This is a genomic window from Mesorhizobium sp. PL10 (assembly GCF_053714315.1).
The window spans coordinates 92,479-115,848 of record NZ_JBSKBR010000009.1; the positions used below are offsets into that span (position 1 = coordinate 92,479).

21 protein-coding genes are annotated in these 23,370 nt (G+C 62.5%); 11 read left to right on the forward strand and 10 right to left on the reverse strand.

Going from position 1 to position 23,370, the window contains the following annotated elements; all coding sequences use genetic code 11:
* The gene (locus ACWGTO_RS16420; RefSeq protein ID WP_454575863.1) at positions 1–1,836 is read left to right on the forward strand and encodes an ABC transporter ATP-binding protein; all 1,836 of its coding nucleotides are present in this window, start codon (positions 1–3) and stop codon (positions 1,834–1,836) included.
* 41 nt (positions 1,837–1,877) lie between these two features.
* On the opposite strand, the gene ACWGTO_RS16425 is transcribed toward ACWGTO_RS16420, so the two are convergent.
* Positions 1,878–2,150, reverse strand: a complete 273-nt coding sequence (locus ACWGTO_RS16425) for an exopolysaccharide production repressor exox (RefSeq protein WP_454575864.1) — start codon at positions 2,148–2,150, stop codon at positions 1,878–1,880.
* A gap of 606 nt (positions 2,151–2,756) precedes the next feature.
* On the opposite strand from ACWGTO_RS16425, the gene ACWGTO_RS16430 reads away from it, so the two are divergent.
* The 3 genes from ACWGTO_RS16430 (at position 2,757) to ACWGTO_RS16440 (ending at position 6,166) form a co-directional block, all read left to right on the forward strand.
* Positions 2,757–3,434, forward strand: a complete 678-nt coding sequence (locus ACWGTO_RS16430) for a sugar transferase (RefSeq protein WP_454575865.1) — start codon at positions 2,757–2,759, stop codon at positions 3,432–3,434.
* Positions 3,435–3,599: 165 nt separating this feature from the next.
* Positions 3,600–4,877: a polysaccharide biosynthesis/export family protein gene (locus ACWGTO_RS16435; RefSeq protein WP_454575866.1), complete on the forward strand. Its 1,278-nt coding sequence runs from the start codon at positions 3,600–3,602 to the stop codon at positions 4,875–4,877.
* A 197-nt stretch (positions 4,878–5,074) separates the two neighbouring features.
* Positions 5,075–6,166 carry an acyltransferase family protein gene (locus ACWGTO_RS16440; RefSeq protein WP_454575867.1) on the forward strand — a complete coding sequence of 364 codons (1,092 nt, stop codon included), beginning with the start codon at positions 5,075–5,077 and terminating at the stop codon, positions 6,164–6,166.
* A 131-nt stretch (positions 6,167–6,297) separates the two neighbouring features.
* Here the strand turns inward: ACWGTO_RS16440 and ACWGTO_RS16445 are convergent, their stop codons facing one another.
* The 6 genes from ACWGTO_RS16445 to ACWGTO_RS16470 form a co-directional block, all read right to left on the reverse strand.
* Positions 6,298–7,581, reverse strand: coding sequence for an O-antigen ligase family protein (locus ACWGTO_RS16445; protein ID WP_454576023.1), 1,284 nt, complete (start codon positions 7,579–7,581; stop codon positions 6,298–6,300).
* Positions 7,582–7,888: 307 nt separating this feature from the next.
* Positions 7,889–8,716 (reverse strand): SDR family NAD(P)-dependent oxidoreductase, encoded by an 828-nt coding sequence (locus ACWGTO_RS16450; protein ID WP_454575868.1) that lies wholly within the window; start codon positions 8,714–8,716, stop codon positions 7,889–7,891.
* Between the two features lie 57 nt (positions 8,717–8,773).
* The gene (locus tag ACWGTO_RS16455; protein ID WP_454575869.1) at positions 8,774–9,544 is read right to left on the reverse strand and encodes a glucose 1-dehydrogenase; all 771 of its coding nucleotides are present in this window, start codon (positions 9,542–9,544) and stop codon (positions 8,774–8,776) included.
* A 13-nt stretch (positions 9,545–9,557) separates the two neighbouring features.
* Positions 9,558–10,043: an acetone carboxylase subunit gamma gene (locus ACWGTO_RS16460; protein WP_454575870.1), complete on the reverse strand. Its 486-nt coding sequence runs from the start codon at positions 10,041–10,043 to the stop codon at positions 9,558–9,560.
* On the reverse strand, positions 10,040–12,244 hold the full coding sequence (locus ACWGTO_RS16465) for a hydantoinase B/oxoprolinase family protein (protein WP_454575871.1): 2,205 nt from the start codon (positions 12,242–12,244) through the stop codon (positions 10,040–10,042). Before ACWGTO_RS16465 ends, ACWGTO_RS16460 begins: the two co-directional genes overlap by 4 nt.
* 12 nt (positions 12,245–12,256) lie before the next feature.
* Positions 12,257–14,416 carry a hydantoinase/oxoprolinase family protein gene (locus tag ACWGTO_RS16470; RefSeq protein ID WP_454575872.1) on the reverse strand — a complete coding sequence of 720 codons (2,160 nt, stop codon included), beginning with the start codon at positions 14,414–14,416 and terminating at the stop codon, positions 12,257–12,259.
* A gap of 111 nt (positions 14,417–14,527) precedes the next feature.
* Here ACWGTO_RS16470 and ACWGTO_RS16475 point away from each other — a divergent pair, with 111 nt between their 5' ends.
* Positions 14,528–15,310, forward strand: coding sequence for a helix-turn-helix transcriptional regulator (locus ACWGTO_RS16475; RefSeq protein WP_454575873.1), 783 nt, complete (start codon positions 14,528–14,530; stop codon positions 15,308–15,310).
* 44 nt (positions 15,311–15,354) lie between these two features.
* Entirely contained in the window at positions 15,355–15,477 is a 123-nt protein-coding gene (locus tag ACWGTO_RS16480; protein ID WP_454575874.1) for a hypothetical protein, read from the forward strand.
* A gap of 85 nt (positions 15,478–15,562) precedes the next feature.
* Here the strand turns inward: ACWGTO_RS16480 and ACWGTO_RS16485 are convergent, their stop codons facing one another.
* The 3 genes from ACWGTO_RS16485 to ACWGTO_RS16495 form a co-directional block, all read right to left on the reverse strand.
* On the reverse strand, positions 15,563–16,144 hold the full coding sequence (locus ACWGTO_RS16485) for a DUF1349 domain-containing protein (protein ID WP_454575875.1): 582 nt from the start codon (positions 16,142–16,144) through the stop codon (positions 15,563–15,565).
* A 14-nt stretch (positions 16,145–16,158) separates the two neighbouring features.
* The gene (locus ACWGTO_RS16490) at positions 16,159–17,598 is read right to left on the reverse strand and encodes an aldehyde dehydrogenase family protein (RefSeq protein ID WP_454575876.1); all 1,440 of its coding nucleotides are present in this window, start codon (positions 17,596–17,598) and stop codon (positions 16,159–16,161) included.
* A 170-nt stretch (positions 17,599–17,768) separates the two neighbouring features.
* Entirely contained in the window at positions 17,769–18,254 is a 486-nt protein-coding gene (locus ACWGTO_RS16495; RefSeq protein WP_454575877.1) for a hypothetical protein, read from the reverse strand.
* 294 nt (positions 18,255–18,548) lie between these two features.
* Here ACWGTO_RS16495 and ACWGTO_RS16500 point away from each other — a divergent pair, with 294 nt between their 5' ends.
* From ACWGTO_RS16500 to ACWGTO_RS16520, 5 genes are read left to right on the forward strand one after another with little or no spacing between them, the layout of a single operon-like run.
* Positions 18,549–19,748 carry an ROK family transcriptional regulator gene (locus ACWGTO_RS16500; protein WP_454575878.1) on the forward strand — a complete coding sequence of 400 codons (1,200 nt, stop codon included), beginning with the start codon at positions 18,549–18,551 and terminating at the stop codon, positions 19,746–19,748.
* 14 nt (positions 19,749–19,762) lie between these two features.
* Positions 19,763–20,842, forward strand: coding sequence for a Gfo/Idh/MocA family protein (locus ACWGTO_RS16505; protein ID WP_454575879.1), 1,080 nt, complete (start codon positions 19,763–19,765; stop codon positions 20,840–20,842).
* Positions 20,842–21,678, forward strand: coding sequence for a sugar phosphate isomerase/epimerase family protein (locus tag ACWGTO_RS16510; RefSeq protein WP_454575880.1), 837 nt, complete (start codon positions 20,842–20,844; stop codon positions 21,676–21,678). The genes ACWGTO_RS16505 and ACWGTO_RS16510 overlap by 1 nt, the downstream gene beginning before the upstream one ends.
* Positions 21,675–22,475, forward strand: a complete 801-nt coding sequence (locus ACWGTO_RS16515; protein ID WP_454575881.1) for an alpha/beta fold hydrolase — start codon at positions 21,675–21,677, stop codon at positions 22,473–22,475. Before ACWGTO_RS16510 ends, ACWGTO_RS16515 begins: the two co-directional genes overlap by 4 nt.
* Positions 22,472–23,365: an ROK family protein gene (locus ACWGTO_RS16520; protein ID WP_454575882.1), complete on the forward strand. Its 894-nt coding sequence runs from the start codon at positions 22,472–22,474 to the stop codon at positions 23,363–23,365. Before ACWGTO_RS16515 ends, ACWGTO_RS16520 begins: the two co-directional genes overlap by 4 nt.
* Positions 23,366–23,370 lie beyond the last annotated feature (5 nt).

Sequence of the window (23,370 nt, forward strand, 5' to 3'; positions counted from 1 at the left end):
ATGTCCTCATCGAAGATCTTGCAACTGTCGTTTTACCTTGATGTCGCCGGATTCGGCGCCGCCATGGCCCGGATCGGCGGGCGCAGGACGCTGACCGCGCTGCTGTTCCTCATCCTGGGGAGCCTGACCGAAGGCATCTCGATCCTGCTTCTGGTGCCGCTGCTGCATCTGGTCGGGCGGCCCGAGCAGAATTTCGCCGTCAGGCTGCCGAACAATGACTTTGTGCGCTGGCTGGCGCCGGACGGCACGTTGCAACTGGCCACGGTGCTTTGCCTGCTGGTCGGGCTTGTCGCGCTGCAGGCGGCGTTCAATCGCTACAAATCCGTCTACATGGCGCGGCTGCTGCTCGACTTCATCAACCGGCTGCGCATGAACCTGTTCGAGAGCATCGGCAAAGCGCGGTGGGGGATTTTTGCGCGCATGCGCAGCTCCGACCTCGACCACGCGCTGACCGGCGACATCGACCGCGTACAGTCGGCCGCCTTCTCGCTGCTGATGCTGGTGCAGATCGCCGTCCTTTTGGCCGGCTATCTCGTGGTGTCGCTGTTCATTTCGCCTGTCATGACGGCGTTCGCCATCGTCGTCGGCATCGTCACCTTCCTGGCGCTGCAACCGTTTCGCGCGCGGGCCAGCGCCTTCGGCCGGGTTTTGACCACCAATCGCCAGGATCAGTACCGAACGGTCTCGGAGTTCCTCGGCGGCATCAAGGTGGCCAAGAGCCTGAATGTCGAGGCGACCTATTACGCGCAGCTTCGCGCGACGCTGGAGAGAATGAAGGCCGACAACATCAACTATGTGCGCAACAGCACCATCGGCACCGCTCTGTTCCAGGTCGCCAGCGTCATCGGCCTCAGCCTGTTCATCTATGTCGCTTTGGTCCGCTTCAACCTCTCCCTGGCCGAGATCGTTGTGCTGCTTCTAGTGTTCATGCGCATTGCGCCGCGCTTCATGGATATGCAGATGCAGGCGCAGCAGGTGCTGATCAATCTGCCCGCCTATGCCTCGATGCGCGACATGCAGGCGCGTTTCGACGCCGAGCGCGAACCGGCGAATGGCGAATCCGATGTCAAACTGTCGCTCGATATCGGGCTCAACATCCGCAATGTCTCCTTTGCCTATGAAGCTGGCGGCAAGCCGGTGGTGAGCGATGTCACCTTCGGTCTGCCCGCCGGCAAGGTGACGGCCCTGATCGGTCCTTCCGGATCGGGCAAGAGCACGCTTGCCGACATGCTGCTCGGCCTGCTGGAACCCAGCGAAGGCACGATCCTGGCCGACGGCGTCGAGATCAATGCTGCCAACCGTCGGCGCTGGCGCGACCAGGTGGCCTATGTGCCGCAGGATGTATTCCTGCTGCACGACACGATCGCCGCCAATCTGCGCCTTGCCGCACCGCAGGCCAGCGACGCGGAGCTGTGGACTGCACTTCGCGCCGCGCATGGCGCCGATTTTGTCGAGCGGCTGGAGTTGCGGCTCGACACGGTGGTCGGCGATCGCGGCGTGCGGCTCTCAGGCGGCGAACGCCAGCGTATTGCGCTGGCGCGCGCGCTGCTGCGCAAGCCCTTGCTGCTCATTCTCGACGAGGCGACCAGCGCGCTCGACTGGCAGAACCAGTCTCTGATCGCCAAATCGATCGACGGCTTGCGCGGGTCGATGACCATCCTGACCATTGCGCACAGGCCGTCGATGATCGCCTTCGCCGACTGGGTGGTTGCGATCGAAACCGGCCGCATCGTCGAAGTCGGGCAATATCAGAGGTTGAAAGCGAAGGCCGGCAGCCGCCTGTCCAAAATGCTTTCAGGCGAGCAATCGGAACCGGAGCCGGCCGAGGCAGGCTAGATCGGCGATGATCCGAGGCCGACGTTGCGGCCTCAGACTGTTCAGTGCACGCTGCGCCTGGCCGAGAGCTTCTCGCCTTCAGCCGCCTTTTCAGCGCCGAGGCTTCTTTCGGCGTCGCGAGCCCTGTCTGCCGATGTCGGAGCGCTCCTGGCGATCATCACATAGACCAGCAGGAAATAGCCGATCTGAATGAGGACAGCGCAGCCGATGACGCGAAGCACCGTTGTGGTGACCGTTGCGCCGTCGACATAGGACCACGCAGCCACGATCGCGAGGGCGAAGACCATTCCAATGACGAATTTTGGTAACGACATGATCGGCGGCCCGTCAACCGGCCCGAGCATGCAAAAGCGATGACTTACCCACCCGAGTATCTCCCCATTCGCCAGCGAGCTTATTTAGCTGCTCCTTTTCGGCCGGTTGCTTCCGGCCTTCCCAACCCATCCAGACTCTAACAGGAATAATTTGCGACTCTATTAAGGCGCGAAACTGACGGCAAGGGCAACCGGCGATAATTTTCAATCTGCCGACCCGTTCGACTCTGCCATGCTGCGATGCACACGCAGGGGTGGTGGCCTAACTCGTCAAACGATTTCTACTTGAGTAGAACCTACAATGTTGATTAGTATTTTATTTGGTTAATTTGGCAAAACGAGTGATTCGAAAATCAGTTAAAGCCGTTCCCTCTGAGGTGAAGGACGATTCGGCCAAAATTGGCCGAAAAAAGGCATTACATTTCCTGACGTTGCTAATTATTCGTCACAAACTCGCCATAAAGGGCAAAATTTGGGCAGGGCGCGTTTATTATTTAGTCAATTCATGACGTGACTATTTCACCCGTATGGGAAATTGTGTGTTGCGCTGCAGCATTTTTTTGGTATCGTGACATAAACCATCCGTTCAACGTATGGAGCTTTTGCATGAGGGATGTTGCCAAGTCGGCCAATGCGGCATTTTCGCAGGTCGGCATAGATTTTCCGCCACCGATTGGCGGGCTGCTAAAGCGCAGTTTCGATATTTTCGGTTCACTTGTCGGCCTGGTGGCGCTCAGCCCGCTGTTCCTGATGGTGGCCCTTCTGGTCAAGCTTTCCGACGGTGGCTCGATCTTCTACGGCCACAAGCGAATTGGACGCGGCGGGCGGATTTTCCCGTGCCTCAAGTTCCGCACCATGGTCGAAGACGGCGAACGCGTGCTGACCGCTTATCTGGCGGTCAACCCGGAAGCCAATGCCGAATGGATCGCGACCCGCAAGCTCAAGAACGATCCGCGTGTCACCCGCGTCGGCGCCGTTCTGCGCAAGCTCAGCCTCGACGAATTGCCGCAGATCATCAATATCCTGCAGGGCGACATGAGCCTTGTCGGGCCTCGTCCCGTGGTGCGCGACGAGCTTGAGATCTATGGCAGCGCCGCGGTCTACTATTTGAAGTCGCGGCCTGGCTTGACCGGGCTCTGGCAGGTCAGCGGGCGCAACGATGTCTCCTATGATAGCCGCGTCGCGTTCGACCGCCACTATGTCGAGAACTGGTCGTTGTTCGAAGACGTTCGCATCATCCTCAAGACCGTGCCTGCGGTGTGGATGTCGCGCGGTTCCTACTGACCGACCGCAACTGGTCAGCAATCGGGCCGGTTCCGGCCCGAAGCCAATCCGGTCCAAAGCCATTCGGCGATGGGCCGGCCTTGCATTTGCAACCGCGGTGCTCAACCAGCACTCGGCAGCAGGCCTATCGGGCGGATGGGGCCAAAACGGATCGGAAACGCTCAGTTGAAAACAGACATATCAGCGTATTTTCGCCTTGCTGGCCCGATGCGGCCGGCACGGCTTGTCGCCACGTGCCTCGCACTGTCGCTCACGGTTCCGGCGCTCTCCAGTCCAGCGATGGCCGACGAGTATCGGCTCGGCTCGCAGGACAAGCTCAACATCCGCGTCGCCGAATGGCAGACCGTCGAAGGCACGTTCCGTGACTGGACGGCGGTAAACGGCGAATATTCGGTCGGTCCTGCTGGAACCCTGTCGGTGCCGTTCGTCGGTGAGTTGCCTGCGGCCGGCAAAACCACTTCGGAGGTCGCGGCCGCGATCAGCGTCGCCCTGCAGCGCAAGCTTGCCTTGTCGGACAAGCCGGAAGCCTCGGTGGAGATGGTGCAGTTCCGGCCGTTCTACATCTCGGGCGAGATTCAGACCCCCGGCCAGTTTCCCTATGTGCCCGATCTGACCGTGCTGAAGGCGGTCAGCATCGCCGGCGGCAACAGGCGCAACGCCGACTATGGCCCGCAACTGGGCAAGGACCTGGTGACCGCCAAAGGCAATTTCGACATTTATGACGACCAGCGCGTGCGGCTGATCGTCAAGCGTGCCCGCATCGACGCGGACCTTGCCGGCAAGGCGAATTTCGAGGTGCCGAAGGAAGTCGAGGGTGATCCGAGGCTTCAGGCCATCGTCGCCGACGAAATGCAGATTCTGACCGCCGACCAGAAGGCGCTGAAGCTGAAGCTGCAGGCGCTCGACGAATTGAAAGGGGTCCTGCAGGGCGAAATCGAAGCGCTGCAGAAGAAGATCGTCAACCAGCAGCGGCAGGTCGACCTCGCCAAACAACAGCTCGAAAGCATCAGCCCGCTGGTGCAGAAGGGCCTGGTCGTCAACACCCGCATACTGAGTTCGGAGCAGTCCGTCGCCAATCTGCAAGGCCAGATTCTCGACTATGAGACGGCCATCCTCACCGCCAAGCAGTCGATCAGCAAGGCGTCGCAGGACGCCATCGATGTTCAGAACACCTTGAATTCGAACCTTGCCGCCAGCCGGCAGCAGGTCGAAGCCGACCTGAACGAGGCCGCACTCCGGGTGGGCATGCAGAAGGGCCTGATAGCCCAGGCATCGGATCCCGCCACGACGGCCGCCATCACAAGCAGTGAAGAACCGACCTTTCTCTATTCGCTGGTGCGCGTTTCCGACGGTAAGACAAGCGAGATCGAGGCCAAGGAAGACACACCGGTGCTGCCGGGCGACGTCATCAAGGTGAAGCTGGCGCCGACGGCCAGCCAATAGTCGGCCACCCCGGGGCTCGCTCGACGAGACGCGCGCGAGGAAGACGGGAGGAACAATTTCGGCTCGTTCGCGCCAGGTGCGGGCGGGCTGGATCGGCGAACCGATCCCGCTCTTTGTTTGTAAGCAATTCCGGACGGAAAACCGCTCGCACTTTTCCTGCAATTGCTTTGACCGTTTCGACCGCTTGAAGGCATACAATGCAGCCCGCCGCCCCACGCCATGTCTACATCAATCTCGACGCCATCCGCGGCGTGGCGGCGATCAGCGTGATGCTCTACCACTTCTCGCCATTCCTGGCCGACGGCAAGGTGCTGCCGTCGAGCTATCTGGCGGTCGACCTTTTCTTCCTGCTCAGCGGCTTCGTCATCGCGCATGCCTATGACCGCAAGATCGAAAACGGCATGGGCCTGGGCACGTTCGTGGCGATACGCCTGATCCGGCTCTACCCGCTCTACCTTGCCGGCACGTTGCTCGGCTTTTTCTATCTGCTGGTCAAGAACAGGCTGATCCCTGCGGAATACATGCCGATCTCCGAGATCGGCACCATGCTGACGACGGGCATGTTGTTCATTCCGCTGGTCAGCGATGCCTATCACACGATCTTCCCGCTTAATCCGGCGTCGTGGTCGCTGTTCTTCGAGTTGATCGTCAACATCGCCTATGTCGCTGTGTTTTTCCTGCTGTCGAAGCGCGTGCTGAGCGTGCTCATCGCCGTCAGCCTGGCGCTGCTGGTGGTCGCCTCGATCGTGGCCGGCACGCTCGACTTCGGCATGACTGGCAAGACCATCATCAGCGGCCTGCCGCGCGTCTTTTTCTCGTTCTTCCTGGGCGTGCTGCTTTGCCGATCCATGACGCGCTATCAAGGCAGCCTCGGCTTCGTGCGGGGTGGGTGGTGGGTCGAGGCCGCCATCGCGCTGACGCTTATGGTCTTTGCCATTGCGCCGGCCGGCGGCGCGCGCGTTGCCTACGATCTCGCCTGCATCGTCTTCGTGTTCCCGGCCCTGGTGGTGATCGGCGCCGTGGCGCCTACCGCTGCCGGCCTGTCAGGCCTCTATGGCTGGCTGGGGCGGATCTCCTACCCGATCTACATCATCCACACGCCGATGCTGATGATTATCGCCGGCGCAGGCAAGGCCGCCTCGATCGACCCGTTCGCCCACCATCCCTGGTTCGGCATCGTCATGGCGGTTTCGGTCATCGTCATCGCCGATATCGCAACGCGCATTTACGACGAACCGTTGCGCCGCTTCCTGCAACGGCTGATGCAGCGCAAGCAGGCCGTCGCCTGATCTGTCCGGGCGGCTTACCGTTTCACGGAAACGGCGATCCGCTCTAACGTCTTGTTTTGAAGCAATCCTCCGGGGAAAGCGCTACGCGCTTTTCCCAGGGACTGCGCTTCACACTTGTCCTGGAATTGCTTTTAGACGCGTGCCGGCATGCGGCCGCTGGCAGCCTTCTCATCCTGCACGGGGGCATAGACCCGCCTTGCCCTGGCAACCGGCACCGGGCGCAGCTTGAACAGGCCGTAATAGACGATGAACGAGGCCGTGAAATAGGGGCCGAGTATCTCGACCTCGAAGAAGGAGCGGACCAGCATCAAGCCGACCGCGCCGGCAAGCACCACCGAATCGGCACTCCATTCGCCGAACACCACTTTCGAAACATGGCCCCAGAAGGAGCGCAGGATGATCAGCGCCAGTATGGTCATGCCGATGAAGCCAAGCTCGACCAGGGTCTCGATATAGGTGTTATGGAAATGGAAGCCGGTGCGGGTCGAGATGTAGAACTCCGCCCAGAGCCGTTCCGGATCGGCAAAGCCTTGTATCCAGTAGGCGGCATAGCCATAGCCGAGTACTGGATGCTGCTGCGCCGCCAGCCAGCCCTGTTCCCAGAGATAGGTGCGGCCGGTCAGCGTCGAATCCTTGCCGAAGATCCCGAGTACGAGGTCGAGCAGGCCGAGGTTGAGGGCGGCCACCACACCCGCGACCAGCGCGACGGCGCCGACGACAAACATGACGCGCCGATAGGCGCGCGACAGGATCTTGCTCATGGTGAGCAAGACCACGATGCCGATCACCGCCGGCAGCGAGGCGACCGAGGTCGCCGAATGGGCGATCGCCAGCATGTAGACCGACAACAGCATGATCGGCGCGGTCCACACGAAACTCATCCAGTTGCGCCGGTAAAAGACGAGAAAGGCAAGGCAGAAGAAGATGCCCAGTGAGGCGAAGAAGCCGACCTGGTTCTTGGAGCCGAAGGCGCCGACGAAATTGGTGGTGCCGTCGATCGTGTCGAGCGCATAGCCGCCGACCTTCAGCGAATAAAGCAGCACGATGAAGATGCCGATCAGCGAGCCCAGCACCAGCGTACGCACGCTTATGGTGCGCGCGGCGATGTAGGCACACAGGATATGCGAGAAATATTGCAGCCCCGCCCGAGCGCTGGTGCCGGCCGCCTGCGACCAGAAGACCGAAAGACAGATATAGGTGACAAAGAGCAGCGGCAGCCAGGTGCTGGAAAGATCGCGCGTGAAGCGCCGGTAGTCGACGAACAGCAGCGGCAGCCACACCAGATAATAGGCAAGGATCAGGATCTTGCCGAAATTGGTGGAATAGGCGAAGGCAAAGACCGATACGGCAACGGCGAAGGCGGCATAGGCCTTGTTGCCTTCCGGATCGATCAGAATGGATTTCGGGATCTTCATATACGTACCGGATTTCTCATCCATGCCGCCTTTCAACTGGGCAAGCCGCCTTTCAGCCGCGCATAAGCGCCCATGAACCGGCTTTCCGCGTCAGGCCTCGGGCGTGACACCCGCCGGTGGCCGCACGCGACCGCCAGAACCTGCCTTTGCCGGAGCCCGATCTGCGGGCATCCATTGTGCAGTGCAATATAACCTGTATCGCCTGTCACTCAATGGAAAAGTTGTCACGGGCAATCCGCCGGCCAGAACCATCATGCAACAGCCAGATGGCGCGAATGCGGCTTCACGCAAAATCAGGCCTTGGCCGCTACCACAGCGCTCCGCCGGTGATCTGGATGTTTTCCATGGTGATGCCCTTGGCCAGATCCGAGCACAGGAACACGGCCAGGGCCGCAATCTCCTGCGGCTGGAGCATGCGCTGCTGCGGGTTGCCTTTGGCGATCTCGGCCATCGCTTCCTCGGCCGTGCGTCCCTTGCCCTCGCGCTCGACGACCTGCGCCACATTGCGGCGCATCAGTTCGGTCTCGACCCAGGTCGGGCTGATCATGACGCAGGTGACGCCGTGCGCAGCGCCCTCCAGCGCCACGCAACGAGTGAGGCCCAGAAGCCCGGCCTTGGAGGCGCAGTAGGCCGGATTGTCCTTCCAGCCGACGGTGGCGGCCGTCGAGCCGATGTTGACGATGCGGCCCCAACCGCGCTCGATCATGCCGGGCAGCACCGCGCGGGTTGCACGAAAAGCGCCGGTGAGATTGGTGTCGACGATCTTGTCCCACAGCGCGTCGGAATGGCCACAGACCGGCTGTTCGGCGGTGGTGCCGGCGGCGTTGACCAGAATGTCGGCCGGTCCGATGGCCGCTTGCGCGTCCGCGGCAAACCGGTTCGTCACATCGCTTTCGCGGACATCGAGATGGGCGGCGTGGACCCTGGTGCCATGGGCAGCCAGGGCTGCGCGCACGCGCTCGATCTCGTCGGCGCCGGGATAGTAGGCTGCATCGGACTTGTCGGCGCCGGCGGGTGCTATGTAGGAGCCGACGGCGACATTGGCGCCGGCCTGCGCCAGTGCGGTGGCAATGGCGAAGCCCATGCCGGAAAACCCGCCGGTAACGATCGCGCTGCGGCCGGAAAGGTTTGTCATGAGGCGTAGTCTCCAGACTGTTCGATGCGGACGACCGGGCCCAACAGGATTTGAGATTCAGACGGCAAGGTAACCTCCGTCGACGACCATTTCGGAGCCGGTGACGAATTTGGATTCGTCCGAAGCGAGATAGACGACCATGTAGGCGATGTCGTTGGGCTCGCCGAGGAAGCCTATCGGATGGCGGGCCAGCGCCTTGGCTTTTTCCTGCTCAAGCTTGCCGAGGTCACGCAGATAGCTTTCCGTCTGCGGCGTCCAGATATAGCCAGGGTGGATCGAGTTGCAGCGTATGCCGTAGCTCTTCGCGGCGCAGTGTACCGCGACCGCCTTGGTCAGCGTACGCACGCCACCCTTAGAGGCGCAGTAGGCCGCGAGGTCAGCCTCGCCGATGATGCCGTCGATGGACGACAGGTTGATGATCGAGCCGCCTCCGGATTGTTTCATCAGGGCGATGCCGTGCTGGCAGCCGAGGAAGACACCGTCGAGATTGACCGCCATGGTGCGACGCCATTCGTCAAGCGAGGTGTCCTCGATGTTTTTGGCGATGGCGATGCCGGCATTGTTGACCAGCACGTCGAGCCTGCCAAAGCGTTTTGCCACCGCCGCCATCACCCTCGGCCAGGCGTCGGGTTCGGAAACGTCATGCTGAAGATGCAGGCATTCGCCACTTCCCCGGATGATCAGATCGGCCGTCTGGTGAGCGGCCGCTTCATCGATGTCGGTGACGACAAGCTTGGCGCCTTCGTCCGCAAGCAACACAGCAGCCGCCCGCCCGAGGCCCATTCCGGCCCCGGTGACGAGCGCTACCTTGCCTGCAACGCGGTTCACAAAACAAATGTCCTTATAATGGTTTGCCCAGCCATTCGCGGTAGAACCCTTCGAGATCCGGTTCGAAATCATGCACGATCGGATACCCGGGTGCCGCCGCTTCCACCTCGTGCATGGTGCCGCATTCCGGGCAGATGAATTCGCGGATTTCCATCCACTGCGGATCGGGAATGTCGCTGTTCGGGTAGATTTCGCGCAGCGCTTCTTCGGTGTTGCGCACGATGATCGCGGCCTTCAGCTTCCAGTTCTTGCGATAGTCACCGAAGGAATGACCGCATTCGCAGCGGGTGATCCGCTCATCGCCGCTCTGGCAGATGAAGAGATGATCCGAGACCGGCAGCAGGATCGGGTCCTTCCAGGCGACACGATCCTGATAGACGGCGACCATCTTTAAGAAGCGGTCATCATCCTTGTAGGCGCTCATGATGCGCCTGGTCTGCGGCCAGGGCAGCTTGCCGGCGGCCAGATCGCCGAGGACTTCCTTGCTGTATGAGGTCATGGCTTTGCTCCCGGCATGAAGATCGATCTGGCGTCAACGGTCCAGAAATTACTGAATTCCCTGGTGAAGCGCGACGACAGCTTGATCGCGCTGGCATACATTTTCTTCACCTCGGGCGCGAAGTCGGCCTTCTCGACGCGGCCACGTTCGCTGGCGATCCAGTCCGAAACCGGGATCGCCTTGGCCAGACGCTGCTTGCGCATGGCGGCACGGCGTTCGACGGTGGCGTCGATATCGGCAACGGGATAGCCGTCGGCGTCGTCCTTCAGCACGATGCCGAAAATCTGGATCGCCGCTTCGCGGGTGAGGTAGCCGTTCTCGACATCCCATGCGGTCTTGATCGGATCGCGCTCCAGCACGTCGCCGTAACCGCCGCCGCCATTGTAGGCATGGCTGAAGATGTCGCCCGACTTGTGCGGCGAGGTAATGTAGGGGCCCTCGACCAAGACATGGTCGCCGCCGATGGTCTTCTCATAGTCCGAGACATGCGGGTCGATCCCCGGTGCATGCGCCAGCGGTTCGCCTTTTGCCGCCAGCTCATGGATGTTGGAGTTGCGCACGGCGCGATGCTTCTGGCAGGTCGGCGCCGGATAGCCGCCGCACATGCCGCCATTGTCGAAAACGCGCGAGGAGTGCTCCGAGGTGTGGAGCCGCAGATGCGGGGTCTTGTTGATCAGCCAGGTCGAGACGAAGGAACAGCCGCCGCGATATTTGCCGGCGCCGCCCGAATTGGGGACGATCGAACGGCCGATATAGATCATCGGCATGGACTGTTCCCAGACCTCGATGTTGCCCATGTCGGATTCCGGATTCCAGCCGACATAGGCGGTGTCGAGGCCGTCGGCGATGGCCAGCGCGCCGGAGCCGGCGGCGGCGCATTCGAAATGCGCCATGCCGAACGGCGTGCCGTACTGGCTTTCGCCGCCCATCTCGATCATCGGGCTGTTGACCTGGCCGACGAAGGCTTCCTCGACGAAACCACGCGCAACGAAACTGCGCGACAAAAGCCGCTGGAAGACGCCATAGGCGGGCAGCAGCAGCGCCCATGAGGTGGCGGTCGCCACCATCTCGTTGTCGGGGTTGGTCCAGGTGCCATGCGGCAATTTCAGCTCGGTCGCCATCCAGGCGCCGTCATTGACCAGGCCTTCGAAATTCATGTGCTGGGTCAAGGTGACGAACATGCCGCCATCCATGCCGGCCGGCGTGCAGTTCATCGAATGGTAGCCCCAGGGCTGCGTGCCCTCGAAATCCATGGTGATCTTGCCGTCGGTGGTGATCTCCATCTCGATCGGGATGTTGTACAGCCAGTCCGGATCGCCGAGCAGCTGGAAGCCTGGTTTACCCGCAGTGACGTGACCGTAGAAAGTATGACCTCGGTAGATGCCGGGCACGGTGAGCTGGCGGGTGCGGGCGAGCTGGGCGCGGCGGCCTTCTTCGATGAACTCCTTCGACACCTTCATCCAGTAGTCCAAGCCGATCTCGGAGATCAGCTGCTTGACGCTTTCGCGCATGTCGATGCAGGAGGCGACCTTGGCCTTCTCGTCGAGCACCCAATAGATCGGCATGCGCAGATTGCGCTCGCAGCGGATGACGTAGTCGCGGCGGATCTCGTCATCCTCGCCGATCTTCTCGGCGCAGACGAAAAGGCCTTCGGTGAAGCGCTCTTGCGCCAGGCAGACGTCGCCGCCGGGCGTGATGCCGCCGGCTTCCAGCTCGTGGCAGACCGCACCCGCCCAGCCGACCAGCGTGCCTTCATGGAAGATCGGCACCACGTCCATGACGTCGGGCACCTGCACCGTGCCGATGAAGGCATCGTTGTTGGCGAAGATATCGCCTTCGCGGATCTTCGGGTTTTCCTCGTAGTTGTTCTTGATCATCCATTTGATGAAGCGGCTCATCGTGTGGACATGGACCATGATACCGTTGGAGAGCGCGATGGCGTCACCCTCAGGGGTGTAGATGGCCACGACCATTTCGCCGACCTCGCGTACGCCGGGCGAAGCCGAGATGCGGCGGGCCATTTCACGGGCCGAGACGCAATAGGCGCGCAGCTTGGTGTGCAGCGTCTCGAATTTCAGCGGGTCCTGGTTGCGCAGGGTGAGCTCGGTGATGCCGTCGTAGCAGCCGGTCTCTTCCATCAGCCGCTCGGACTCGAGCAGTCTCTCGCGAAGGCGCAGCACCGAGGCAGGTTTGTCCAACATGGCGACGCCCTCTCAAGCGTGGGTGTAGTGCAGCAGCGTCCATTCATCGACATGAACACGGTCCTGCGGATGAACGACGAGCGTGGTGGCGGGATGTTCGATGATGGCCGGGCCGATCACCTCATGGCCGGGCTGCAGAAGGTCCATTTCGTAGAGATTGGCCTTGTGCCAGCGGCCGCCGATATAGGCCTCGCGCACGCCCTTGTGGGCGGCTGCCGGATCCGATTTGCCGAGCGGGCGCTTCAGCAGCACCGGCTTGACCTTGTCGGCGGTGGCGATCAACCCAAGTTCGGTGATGGTGAAGCCGGCCTCGCCATAGCGCGACACCCGATGGTTGACCTTGGCATAGACCGCCTCGAACTCGTCCATGACCTTGCGCATGTCGTCGGCCGAGTTGACCTCGGCAAGCGGCGCCATCACTTCGACATCCTCGAGCTGGCCGGTGTAGCGCATCATCAGGAACGGCACGGTCTTGATCTTGTCGCGGCCGTGGCCGTCCGTGATCATCTCGTCGACTGCGGCCTTGGTCAGGTCGTTCCAGACATTGGTGACCTTCTTGCCGAAGGCGAGCAGCTCGTCATCGCTTGCCCGTGCGCCGATGTCGTGCTGCGTCGACACCGAATGGCGGCGCATGAAATCGGCGGTGGTGCAGCCGAAGGCCGAGAAGGCTGCGGCGAACTGGAAGGTGATGATGTCCTTGAAGCCGATGCCCCTGGAGCAGCCGGCCAGATGCAGCGGGCCGGAACCGCCATAGGAGAGCAGCGTGAATTCGGAGGGATGGATGCCTTGGCCGGAGATGACACGGCGCAGCGCGTTGTTGGCGTCGGCCTCCAGCATGTCGATCATGCCCTCCGCGGCTTCCTCGACGCCGACGCCAAGGATGCTGGAGCATTTTTCCTCGAAGGCCTTGCGCGCCTTTTCGACCTGCAGCACGACCTTGCCGCCGAGGAAGTAATACGGGTTGAGGCGGCCGAGGATGGCGTCGCAATCGGCGATGGTGGGTTCGGTGCCACCCTTGGCAAAGCAGATCGGGCCGGGATCGGAGCCGGCGCTTTCCGGCCCGAGCGAGACCTTCTTGGTCAGCGGATCGACCTTGAGGATCATGCCGGCGCCGGCGCCGATCGTGTCGAGATGCAGTGTCGGCACGTTGAGCTTGAACCGGTCCATCAGCGGCTCGTTCTCGATCCGCGTCTGGCCGCGCGAGATGACGCCCATGTCGAAGGAGGTGCCTCCCATATCCGAGCAAATCAGCGAGTCATTGCCGATGAGCTTGCCGACATAGGCCGCACCGAGAATGCCGCCGATCGGGCCGGAGATCATGGTTTCGTGCAGGCGCGGATGGTTGATGGAGGTCAGGCCACCGAAGGAGAGCAGCGTCTGCACGCCATATTTGAAGCCGTATTTCTTCGAGACGTCCTCGATGCCCTTAAGCTGCTTGCGGCCGCGTGATGTGGCGTAGGCCTCGATCAGCACCGAGTTCAGCCGCGATTGTTCACGGATGACGGGGCGGACTTCGTGGCTGGTGTAGACGAGAATGTCGGCGCCGGCCTTCTGCACTTCCTCGCGGCAGATCTCGGCAATGCGCTTCTCGTGCACCGGATTGACGTGCGAGAAGATGGTCATGATGCAGATCGCTTCGACCTTGTCGGCGATCAGCTTTTTGGCGGCGGCATGCACCTCATGCTCGTAGAGCGGCAGGATGACGTCGCCGAACTGATCGATGCGCTCGGTGACGCCATGGGTGCGGCGGCGGGGCACCAGCGGATCGGGATGATGATGGGTCACCGCATGCAGGCGGTCGGCATAGGAATAGTCGGCCCATGCCTGCAGGCCGCGGCCCATCAGGATCATGTCCTCCAGACCCTTGGTGGTGATCAGGCCCAGGCGGCGGCCGGTGCGTGACAGCAGCGTGTTGAGCATGCCGGTGCCGGAATAGAGCACGACGTTGACGCCGGAGAACAGCGATTCCAGCGAGATGCCCCAGGCGTCCGCGGCGTCCTCGGCCGAGGCAAGGAAGCCTTCGGCCTCGTTCTTCGGCGTGGTTGCCGACTTGCCGATCTTGAAGTGGCCGTCCTGATCGACAAGGATCGTGTCCGTCATGGTGCCGCCGGCGTCAATGCCGATGACGATGGGATTGCCGACGATGGGGCTGGTGAGGTTGGGTTGGGTCACGATCGCCTCAGGATTGCTCTAGGATGGGGCCAGGCTAGAGTCATTGGGCGGCGTTGCGCCATATGCCAAAAGACACAATGACGCTTGGGGCGGGATGGCCGAGAAGAGGGCATGCGCATGGGCAGCAACATCTGGGCGCCGCTGGCCAGGGCGATCGCCGCCACCGGTACGGACAGGCATGTCGACTGCATGATCGACCTGATCGGCGCCGACATCGAGCACGACCTCGTCACCGTGACGCGTTACTCGGCGACACAAACGCCGGAGTTCATCAAGCACCGGCGCTTCTCGGACGAAATGGTCCGGCGCTATCTCGACAATTACTATGTCTTCGACCCGTTCTATGCCTCATGGCGGCGCGAGCGGCGGCTGGGCATCCTGCCGCTGAAGCGGCTTGCCGACGACGAGGCCAAGCGCGGCCAGTACATAGCCGGCTTCCTGGCGCAGTCGGATATCTGCGACGAGGTCGGCATCATGCTGGCCGACGGGGGCGACTGGTGCCTCGGTATCTTTCTCGACCGTTCAACCGCCTCATTCAAAGACGGCGAAATCGCGCTGCTGGACGAGCGGCTGCCGGTGTTCGAGGCGCTGCATGCGCTGGACACCAAGGCGCGTGGAGCCGAATTCTCCCGCACATCGGCGCCGACCGGGCCGGGCGCCTCGCCCCGACAGGAGCCGACCATCCCGACGAGCCTGTGGCCGGAGCTGTCACTGCGCGAGCGTGAACTTGTGCAACTGATACTCGCGGGACATCCGACCGCCAACATCGCCGAGCGGCTAGGCATCACCGTCGGCACGGTGAAGAACCACCGCCGCCGCATCTACGAAAAGCTCGACATCACCACCGAGCGGGAACTGTTTTTGCAGTTCTTCCATCACCGCGCAGACGGTTAGGAACTATTCGCCTCTGACCTCGCGCCCCCCGACGAATGGTGTCGATGAGCGCGCGGAGCGCCGGCGCCATTTGCCGCTGTGAGGTGACCGATCTTTTGTCGTGCCTCTTCCTCAACGGTCAGTGGCTGATCGTGCAGAAGGTGTTCAACGCCGAACCGCTTCGCTGATCTAACCCTTTATTGAAGCATGATCTTTTCCAAAAACCGGCACCCACTTTTTGGGATCATGCTTCCAGCGTGATCGAAATCGCCGTCAATCGTGCAATTGCCGCGAAATCGGCGGGCCGACGGTAAAGCCGGAAAAGGTGACCTCAAACCCTTCGCGCTGCGGCGAACAGCACATCATGCCGACATCGACAGACCTGGATACCGGGAAATAGGCGAGCCGCACAGGCTTCCAGCGGCCATCGGTGGCATCCAGATACTGGATGCGAATCGCCTCGGCGTGGCGGGTCAGGCGGATGCGGACGCCGTCGGGATCGTTGGGAATGCTGAGCAGCGACCAGTCGGACGTGTCATTGGTGACGACCACCGAAAAATACGCCAGCCCGTCCGTGTATTCGATGCCGGCCTTGATCCAGTGCGTGTCGCTCAGCCGCAGCATCAGCCCGGCCTGGTCGTAGAGCACACGATAGTCACCCTGGACGGTGACTTCGGCGCTGAAGTCCCCCTCGACTGGCCGGTAGAGGAAATGGCCATTGTCGCGCCAGAAACCGTAGAAGGTCTCTCGCCAGAAATCGGTTTCCTTGCCGGTGCTCACACGCACCGTGTCGTCACCGAACGCATGATGCGGCGGCGGATTGAGCCAGGTGAGTTCCTCTTTCGCCGCCATCATCGGTTTACAACCGATTAGCCGGCAAATGTGTAGGCTGTCTTCACCGTTGTGTAGAACTCCGCGGCATAGCGGCCCTGTTCCCGCGGGCCGTAGCTCGAGCCCTTGCGGCCGCCGAACGGGACATGGAAATCGACGCCGGCGGTCGGCAGGTTGACCATCACCATGCCGGCTTCCGAATTGCGCCGGAAATGCGTGGCATGCTTGAGGCTGGAGGTGCAGATTCCGGACGTCAGACCAAAGGGCGTGTCGTTGGCCACCGCCAGCGCCTCATCATAGTCCTTGACGCGGATGACGTTGGCGACCGGCCCGAAGATTTCCTCGCGCGAAATGCGCATGGCATTGGTGCTCTCGGTGAAAAGCGCCGGCCTGAGATAAAAGCCGGGCGTTTCGCAATCGAGCCGCTCGCCGCCGAAGGCAAGGTTGCCGCCTTCCTGGCTGCCGATGGCGATATAGTCTTCGTCCTGCTTCAGCTGGCTCGCATCGACGACGGGGCCGATCTGGGTCTTTGCATCGAGCGCATCGCCGATGACGAGTTTGTCCAGGCGCTCCTTGAGCGCCGCCACGAAGCGGTCGTGTATGCCTTCGGTCACCACCAGGCGCGACGACGCCGTGCAGCGCTGGCCCGTCGAGAAATAGGCGCCGTTGATCGCGCAATCGACAGCGATGGAGAGATCGGCGTCATCGAGCACGACGAGCGGGTTCTTGCCGCCCATTTCGAGCTGGAACTTTCGCATATGTTCGACACTGGTTGCGGCGACGCGTTTGCCGGTGCCGACCGAGCCGGTGAAGGTGATGGCGTTGAGGTCGGGGCTGTCGAGCATGGCCTGGCCGACCACAGAGCCTTTGCCCATGACGAGGTTCAGCACGCCTTTCGGCAGGCCGGCGCGGTGCAGGATGTCGACAATGGTCCAGGCGCTTTCGGGGACGAGTTCGGCCGGCTTGAAGACGATGGTATTGCCGTGGGCGAGTGCCGGCGCGATCTTCCAGGCGGGAATGGCGATCGGGAAATTCCACGGCGTGATGATGCCGACGACGCCGACGGCTTCACGGGTGATCTCGACGCCGACGCCGGGCCGCACGCTGGGCACCAACTCGCCGGACAGGCGCAGCGTCTCGCCGGCGAAGAAATCGAAGATCTGGGCGGCGCGGATGGTTTCGCCAATGCCCTCGGCCAGAGTCTTGCCTTCTTCGCGTGACAGCGCGCGGCCGATCTCGTCCTTGCGCGCCATGATCTCGTCCGAGGCCTTTTTCAGCACGCTGTGACGCGCGAGCGGCGCCGAGCGTGACCAGGCCGGGAAAGCGGCCTTGGCCGCTGCAATCGCCTGCTTTGCCTGTTCGACGCCGGCCGAGGCATATTCGCCAACGAGATCGCCGGTATCGGACGGGTTGATGTTGCGCGAGCCGGCTTCGCCGACCCACTCGCCATCGATCAGATTCTTGCGGAACAGGGTCATGTCGGGGTTCTTCCTTGTAATGGTTTCGCTGGCGGTGCCGTATGTCTGAACCATTTATCAGACAAATGACGACACTGTGAGGGGCGAAGTGACGCTGGCGACTGGATAGCCGATGCCGCGCGGCTGCGAAAGCCGCGACCTCAAAACGGACGAAATGGAGCAGACCTTGGTCAGGTCGGAAACGTCCAGAACAGGCAGGCCAGGGTCGCCGCGGCAAAGATGACGAAGAACAGGCTTCTCAACAGGATGTTACGGCGCAGTTCATTCATGGTGAAATGGCAGCCGACGATTGCCGCGGCGAACAGGAAGCGCCAGTTCAGGAGCGCCCACAGCACGCTGCTCTGGCCAAAGGCCCAGCGGGCGACGAGACAGCCGACAATGGTGGCGAACAAGGCGATCACCGCCCAGAACAGCGCATCCGCCGCATGGGTCAAGACGATGCCGGCGGCTCGAATGGGCAGGATCATCATCAGCATGGCGGCAAAGAAATAGACGGCGGCGAGCGGCAGGAACGAACCGGCATCGGCAATGCCGTCCAGCCGCCGCACCCCGATCGCGCCATAGGGATAGCCGTGCCTGGCGACCGCCAGGCAGAGCGCCATGAGCAGTGCGGTGAACACTGCGACCAATGCGAATGTGGAGAGAGCCTTGCTCATGCCATTCCTTGCGTTGAGGCCCGATCGGGGCCGAATCACGAGGAACGATTTTAGCGCACGGACCTGGATTGCGCGTCAGCTTTGCTGAGCGGTCCGCTCTTTGCCCGCCGCTGTTTTCGAAGGCGCGCTAGAACCGGCATCGCATCCTCTCATGCAAATTTGTAAGCTCAAAACACAAATTATCGTCTAAAATCTGCATCAGTGGCTGGCAATGCCGATATTTCAGCCCATTGAGATCGAACAGAAATTCGATTAGTATTCGTATCAAACAAATTTCGGGAGGAGAAAGTGCTGGTGTCGACCGATCTTCGGCCGAATGAAACGCGGGCCTTTGCGGCGCTGTTTCGTGCCGGCGCGTTGAGCCGGGCAGCGCTCGCACGCGATCTCGGCCTGACCCGTTCGACCACCGGCACCCTGGTGCTCAGCCTGACCGAAGCCGGTCTGGCGCGGGAGCGGGCGGATGGGCCGGATGAGGAGCAGGACGGAGAGGGCCGGGTCGGCCGCCCCGGAATCCTGGTCGAGATCGATGGCGATGGCGGGTTCTTTCTTGGCGCCTATATCGGCGTCAACTGGGTCGCTGTCGTGGCTGTCGATCTTGCAGGCACACAGCGTGCCAGCGCCTCCAGGGCTTTTGCCGGACCGGGCAGCACGCCTGAAGCTGCGGTCGCCATCATCGAGGAGCTCGTGGCCGAGATCCGGTCGCAATTGCCTGAGGGCACGCGTCCCTATGGGCTCAATGTCGCCGTGCCCGGCTTCCCCGCCGCCGACGGCGTTTCGTACCATGCCACCATCCTTGGCTGGCACGGGGTCAATCTCGCCGAGCTTTTGAGCAATGCCTTTGGCGACGAGTTTCCGATCCTCCTGGAAAACGATGCCAATGCCGTCGCCGTGGCTGAGACATACGGCACGCAGCCGGGAAAGGACGGCGAGGATGCTCTGGTCATCCTGATCGAGAACGGCGTTGGGGGTGGCATCATCAATGCCGGCAGGCTGCATCGCGGCCGGCTCGGCGGCGCCGGCGAAATCGGACATCTGCGCATCGGCGATGAAGGTTTTGTCTATGACGCGAAGCGCCCGGGCCGTCTGGAATCCTATGTCGGCAAGGACGCGCTTCTCGCCCGCTATTTCCACATAAGCGGGCGGCGAGCCGGAGTGGACGAGTTTGTCGCGGCACTCGCTGGCGGCGATACGGCCGCCATCGCCACCGCGCGCGACTGGGCGCTCTGGTTCGGCCGTGGGCTGGCGACGCTGACCTGCACCTTGCAGCCGGAGCGCATCATTCTCTCCGGCTCGGTCAATGCCGTCTATCCCTTTGTCGCCGAACGGGTGGAAGCTTTCCTGTCGGAGTTCCTGGCCGAAGGTTATCCCGCTCCCACGATTGAACTGTCGCGTGTCGGCGCCGACGGCCCGGCCTTGGGCGCTGCCTGCCTGCTGCACCAGTCAGCCTTGTCGGGCGATCCGCAATTTCAACTTCGCGGCCTTGCCGCGCGATAATCAGGAGAGATTCCATGCCTCGCAAAGATGAGAAGCGGCTGCGTGTCGGCGTGCTCGGCTGTGGCCCGATTGCGCAGGCGGCGCATTTCGAATCCTGCGCCAAGGCGCGCAACGCCGACCTCTATGCCATCTGCGATGTCGCCGACGATCTGCGCGACAGGATGGCCGCGACTTACGCGCCTGAAAAATCCTATGCCGACTATGGCCAGATGCTGGCCGATCCCGATCTCGATGCCGTCATCATCGCGACATCGGACACGTTTCACGTGAAGGCCACGGAGCTGGCACTCGATGCCGGCAAGCACGTGCTGTGCGAAAAGCCGCTAGGCGTTTCGGTCGAGGAGGTCGAAGGCCTGAGAGCCGCGGTCCACAAGAGCGGCAAGGTGCTTCAGGTCGGCCATATGAAGCGCTTCGATCCCGGCATCCAGGCGGCCAAGGCCTTCGCCGATGACGAGATGGGCGAGCGGCTGGCGTTCAAGGGCTGGTATTGCGACAGCACCCACCGCTACCCCATGACCGATGCGGTGCAGCCGCTCATCATCACCAGCGCCAAGGCGCGCAAGCCTTCCGTCAATCCCAAGGCGGATTTGCGCCAATATTACATGCTGGCGCATGGCAGCCACCTCCTCGACACGGCGCGCCATCTGCATGGGCCAATCGAGGCGGTCGAAGCACGGCTCACCGAGCGCTACGGCGCCTATTGCTGGTTCGTCACCACCATCTTCGCCGACGGTTCGGTCGGCCACCTCGACCTGACGGTGGCCGTGCGCATGGACTGGCACGAAGGGTTCCAGATCTATGGCCAGAATGGCAGCGTTCTCGCGAAGACCTATAACCCCTGGTACTACAAGAGCAGCGAGGTCGACATCTTTCGCGAGGCCGATGGCAGCTGGCATCGCACACTTGGCGCCGACGGCCATTTCTATCGCCGCCAGCTCGAAGGCTTTGCCAATGTGGTGCTGAATGGCGCGCCCATGGTTGGCGCCGGCATAGACGACGGCATCGCATCGGTCAGGGGCATGGCGGCCATCGCGCGCTCCGCCGCTGCCGGCGGCCGCGCCGTCAACCTCGCCGATGTCGATGGGGTAGTGTGATGCAGCTTGGTATCTTCGCCAAGACCTTCGCTGCCACCGGCGCTCTGCCGGTGCTGCGCGCGGTCGCAGGTGCCGGCTACGCCACGGCGCAGTTCAACATGGCGTGCCTTGGCCTGCCGTCCATGCCGGACAGCATCGAGCCCGATGCGGCCCGATCGGTCGCCATGGCGAGCGGCGAGACCGGCGTTTCGATCGCGGCGGTTTCGGGAACCTACAACATGATCCACCCGGATCCCATGGTTCGCGAGTTCGGTCTTGCCCGGCTCGAAGTGCTGGCCGCGTCATGCGCCGATATGGGCACGCGTCTGATCACACTCTGCACCGGTACCAGGGATGCGCAGGATCAGTGGCGCTGGCATCCCGACAATGTCAGCGAGGCCGCCTGGAGCGATCTTCGCACGGAGATGGAAGCGGCGGTCGCAATCGCCGAACGCTTCGACATCGAGCTTGGCATCGAGCCGGAACTGGCCAATGCCGTTTCCAGCGCACAAGCCGCGCGCCGCCTGCTCGACGAAATGAACAGCAAGCGCCTGCGCATCGTTCTTGATCCGGCAAATCTGCTCGAAGTGGCCGATGCAGCCGAGCGTCATCGCCTGATCGACGAGGCTGTCGATCTGCTGGCTGCCGAGATCGGCATGGCTCATGCCAAGGACCGCCATGCCGATGGCAGTTTTGCCGCCGCAGGGATGGGCGTCGTCGACTTCCCGCATTTCATCGGCCGCCTGAAAGCCGCCGGCTTTGGGGGCCCCTTGATCACGCATGGACTGACCGAGGCCGAGGCGCCTGGTGTCGGCGCCTTTCTGCGCAGCGTGCTGGAAGCGAGCGACAGAGCGTGAAGACCTTTAGCCGCGACGGCGCCGATCTTGCCTACCGGGACGTCGGCACCGGCCTTCCCGTCATCTTCCAGCATGGGCTGGGCGGCGACGAGGCGCAGGTCGCCGATGTGTTCCCCGATCTGCCGCAGACACGGCGCGTGACGCTCGAATGCCGAGGCCAGGGCGGATCCGGCTACGGGCCGGCCGAGCAGCTTTCGATCACGACGTTTGCCGAAGATGTCGAGGCGCTGGCCGACGATCTCGGCATTGGCCCGGCCGTCGTCGGCGGCATCTCGATGGGAGCTGCGCTGGCGTTGCGGCTCGCTGTGCACAGGCCGGCTCGAGTCCGTGCACTGGTGCTCGCCCGGCCTGCCTGGATATCCGAGGCGGCGCCCACCAATATGAAGCCCTATGCCATCGTCGGCGATCTCTTGATGCGCCATTCGCCCGTGGACGCCAGGCGTCTATTTGACGAAAGCACCACGGCCGCCGAACTGGCCAGGCTGGCGCCGGACAATCTCAACAGCCTGCAAGGCTTCTTCAATCGCCCAGACCCGGTTCTGTTCGGGCAACTGCTGGTGGCGATCGCGGGCGATGGCCCCGGTGTGAGCGAGGGCAATATTCGCGCTATCGCTGTGCCGACCCTGGTCATCGGCCATGACCATGACCTCGTCCATCGACTGGCCGACGCGCAGGCGCTGGCCGGTCTCATTCCGTCGGCCCGGCTTTGCACCATAACAGCGAAGTCGCAGGATCGCGCCGCATACCGACGCGAATTCCGCGCCTGCCTGTCGGAGTTTCTGGAAACGCTCGCATGACGGATCAAACGACGGATGACGCGATCGCCGTGGTCGAGATCGGCGGAACGTCGGTCAAGGTTGGCTTCGCCGACCATGGCATCCCGGTGGATCTTGCCCGCACCTACCCCACCGCGCAACTGCGCCAGGGGGCGCCGGTGGGGGGATTGGCCGATGCCGTCACCGCGGCCGCCCGCGATGCCGGCCTCACACCCCGGCGCGTCGTCGCGACCGTGCCTGGCTTCATCGACCGCGATTTCGACACGGTGCTGCACACGGCCAACATTCCCGAGCTTAACGGCATCCGGTTAGGCACCGAACTGGCATCGAGGCTCGGTATTCCCGTCCGCCTGGAGCGCGATGTCGTGCTGCAATTGCTGGGCGAAAGCGCTGCCGGCGCGGTGGAGCGGCAAAAGGAGGTGCTGGCGGTCTATCTTGGCACCGGCATCGGTGCGGCCTATCTCGGCAAGGATGGCATTTTCAGGGGTGGCGGCTGGGCGCTTGAAATCGGCCATATGCCGATCTACCGACCCGACGAAAGCGAACCGCCAAATCGGGTCGAGACCTACGCCTCGGGGGCAACGCTCGTCGACCTCGCTGATGACTACGATATCCCGGTGGCCGAGCTGTTTTCGGCGACCGGGCAGCCGCCGTCGCTGCGCGAATGGCTCGACGAGATCGTCTGGCAGCAGGCGGTGACCATCGCAACGGCAGCCGCCCTGTTTTCCCCGCAGACGATCCTGATCGGCGGCGGCATTGTCGACATGAAGGCCTATCCCCGCCAGACGCTCAAGCAGCGCATCGCCGACAGCCTGCCGCATTCGCTTGTTGTCCAGCCGCTGGACATACGCTGGGCGGCCTTGGGCTGGCAGGCGGCTATTCACGGGGCGGTGCTGCTCGGCGCGGTGTGATCGCC

What these genes read in the sequence shown, in the direction of transcription:
- ACWGTO_RS16520 (WP_454575882.1), top strand. Translation starts at nt 22,472, where the DNA reads ATGACGGATCAAACGACGGATGACGCGATCGCCGTGGTCGAGATCGGC.
- ACWGTO_RS16450 (WP_454575868.1), bottom strand. Translation starts at nt 8,716, where the DNA reads ATGACAAACCTTTCCGGCCGCAGCGCGATCGTTACCGGCGGGTTTTCC.
- ACWGTO_RS16480 (WP_454575874.1), top strand. Translation starts at nt 15,355, where the DNA reads ATGAGCGCGCGGAGCGCCGGCGCCATTTGCCGCTGTGAGGTGACCGAT.
- ACWGTO_RS16475 (WP_454575873.1), top strand. Translation starts at nt 14,528, where the DNA reads ATGCGCATGGGCAGCAACATCTGGGCGCCGCTGGCCAGGGCGATCGCC.
- ACWGTO_RS16495 (WP_454575877.1), bottom strand. Translation starts at nt 18,254, where the DNA reads ATGAGCAAGGCTCTCTCCACATTCGCATTGGTCGCAGTGTTCACCGCA.
- ACWGTO_RS16425 (WP_454575864.1), bottom strand. Translation starts at nt 2,150, where the DNA reads ATGTCGTTACCAAAATTCGTCATTGGAATGGTCTTCGCCCTCGCGATC.
- ACWGTO_RS16505 (WP_454575879.1), top strand. Translation starts at nt 19,763, where the DNA reads ATGCCTCGCAAAGATGAGAAGCGGCTGCGTGTCGGCGTGCTCGGCTGT.
- ACWGTO_RS16460 (WP_454575870.1), bottom strand. Translation starts at nt 10,043, where the DNA reads ATGACCTCATACAGCAAGGAAGTCCTCGGCGATCTGGCCGCCGGCAAG.
- ACWGTO_RS16465 (WP_454575871.1), bottom strand. Translation starts at nt 12,244, where the DNA reads ATGTTGGACAAACCTGCCTCGGTGCTGCGCCTTCGCGAGAGACTGCTC.
- ACWGTO_RS16485 (WP_454575875.1), bottom strand. Translation starts at nt 16,144, where the DNA reads ATGATGGCGGCGAAAGAGGAACTCACCTGGCTCAATCCGCCGCCGCAT.
- ACWGTO_RS16490 (WP_454575876.1), bottom strand. Translation starts at nt 17,598, where the DNA reads ATGACCCTGTTCCGCAAGAATCTGATCGATGGCGAGTGGGTCGGCGAA.
- ACWGTO_RS16510 (WP_454575880.1), top strand. Translation starts at nt 20,842, where the DNA reads ATGCAGCTTGGTATCTTCGCCAAGACCTTCGCTGCCACCGGCGCTCTG.
- ACWGTO_RS16430 (WP_454575865.1), top strand. Translation starts at nt 2,757, where the DNA reads ATGAGGGATGTTGCCAAGTCGGCCAATGCGGCATTTTCGCAGGTCGGC.
- ACWGTO_RS16420 (WP_454575863.1), top strand. Translation starts at nt 1, where the DNA reads ATGTCCTCATCGAAGATCTTGCAACTGTCGTTTTACCTTGATGTCGCC.
- ACWGTO_RS16445 (WP_454576023.1), bottom strand. Translation starts at nt 7,581, where the DNA reads ATGAAGATCCCGAAATCCATTCTGATCGATCCGGAAGGCAACAAGGCC.
- ACWGTO_RS16440 (WP_454575867.1), top strand. Translation starts at nt 5,075, where the DNA reads ATGCAGCCCGCCGCCCCACGCCATGTCTACATCAATCTCGACGCCATC.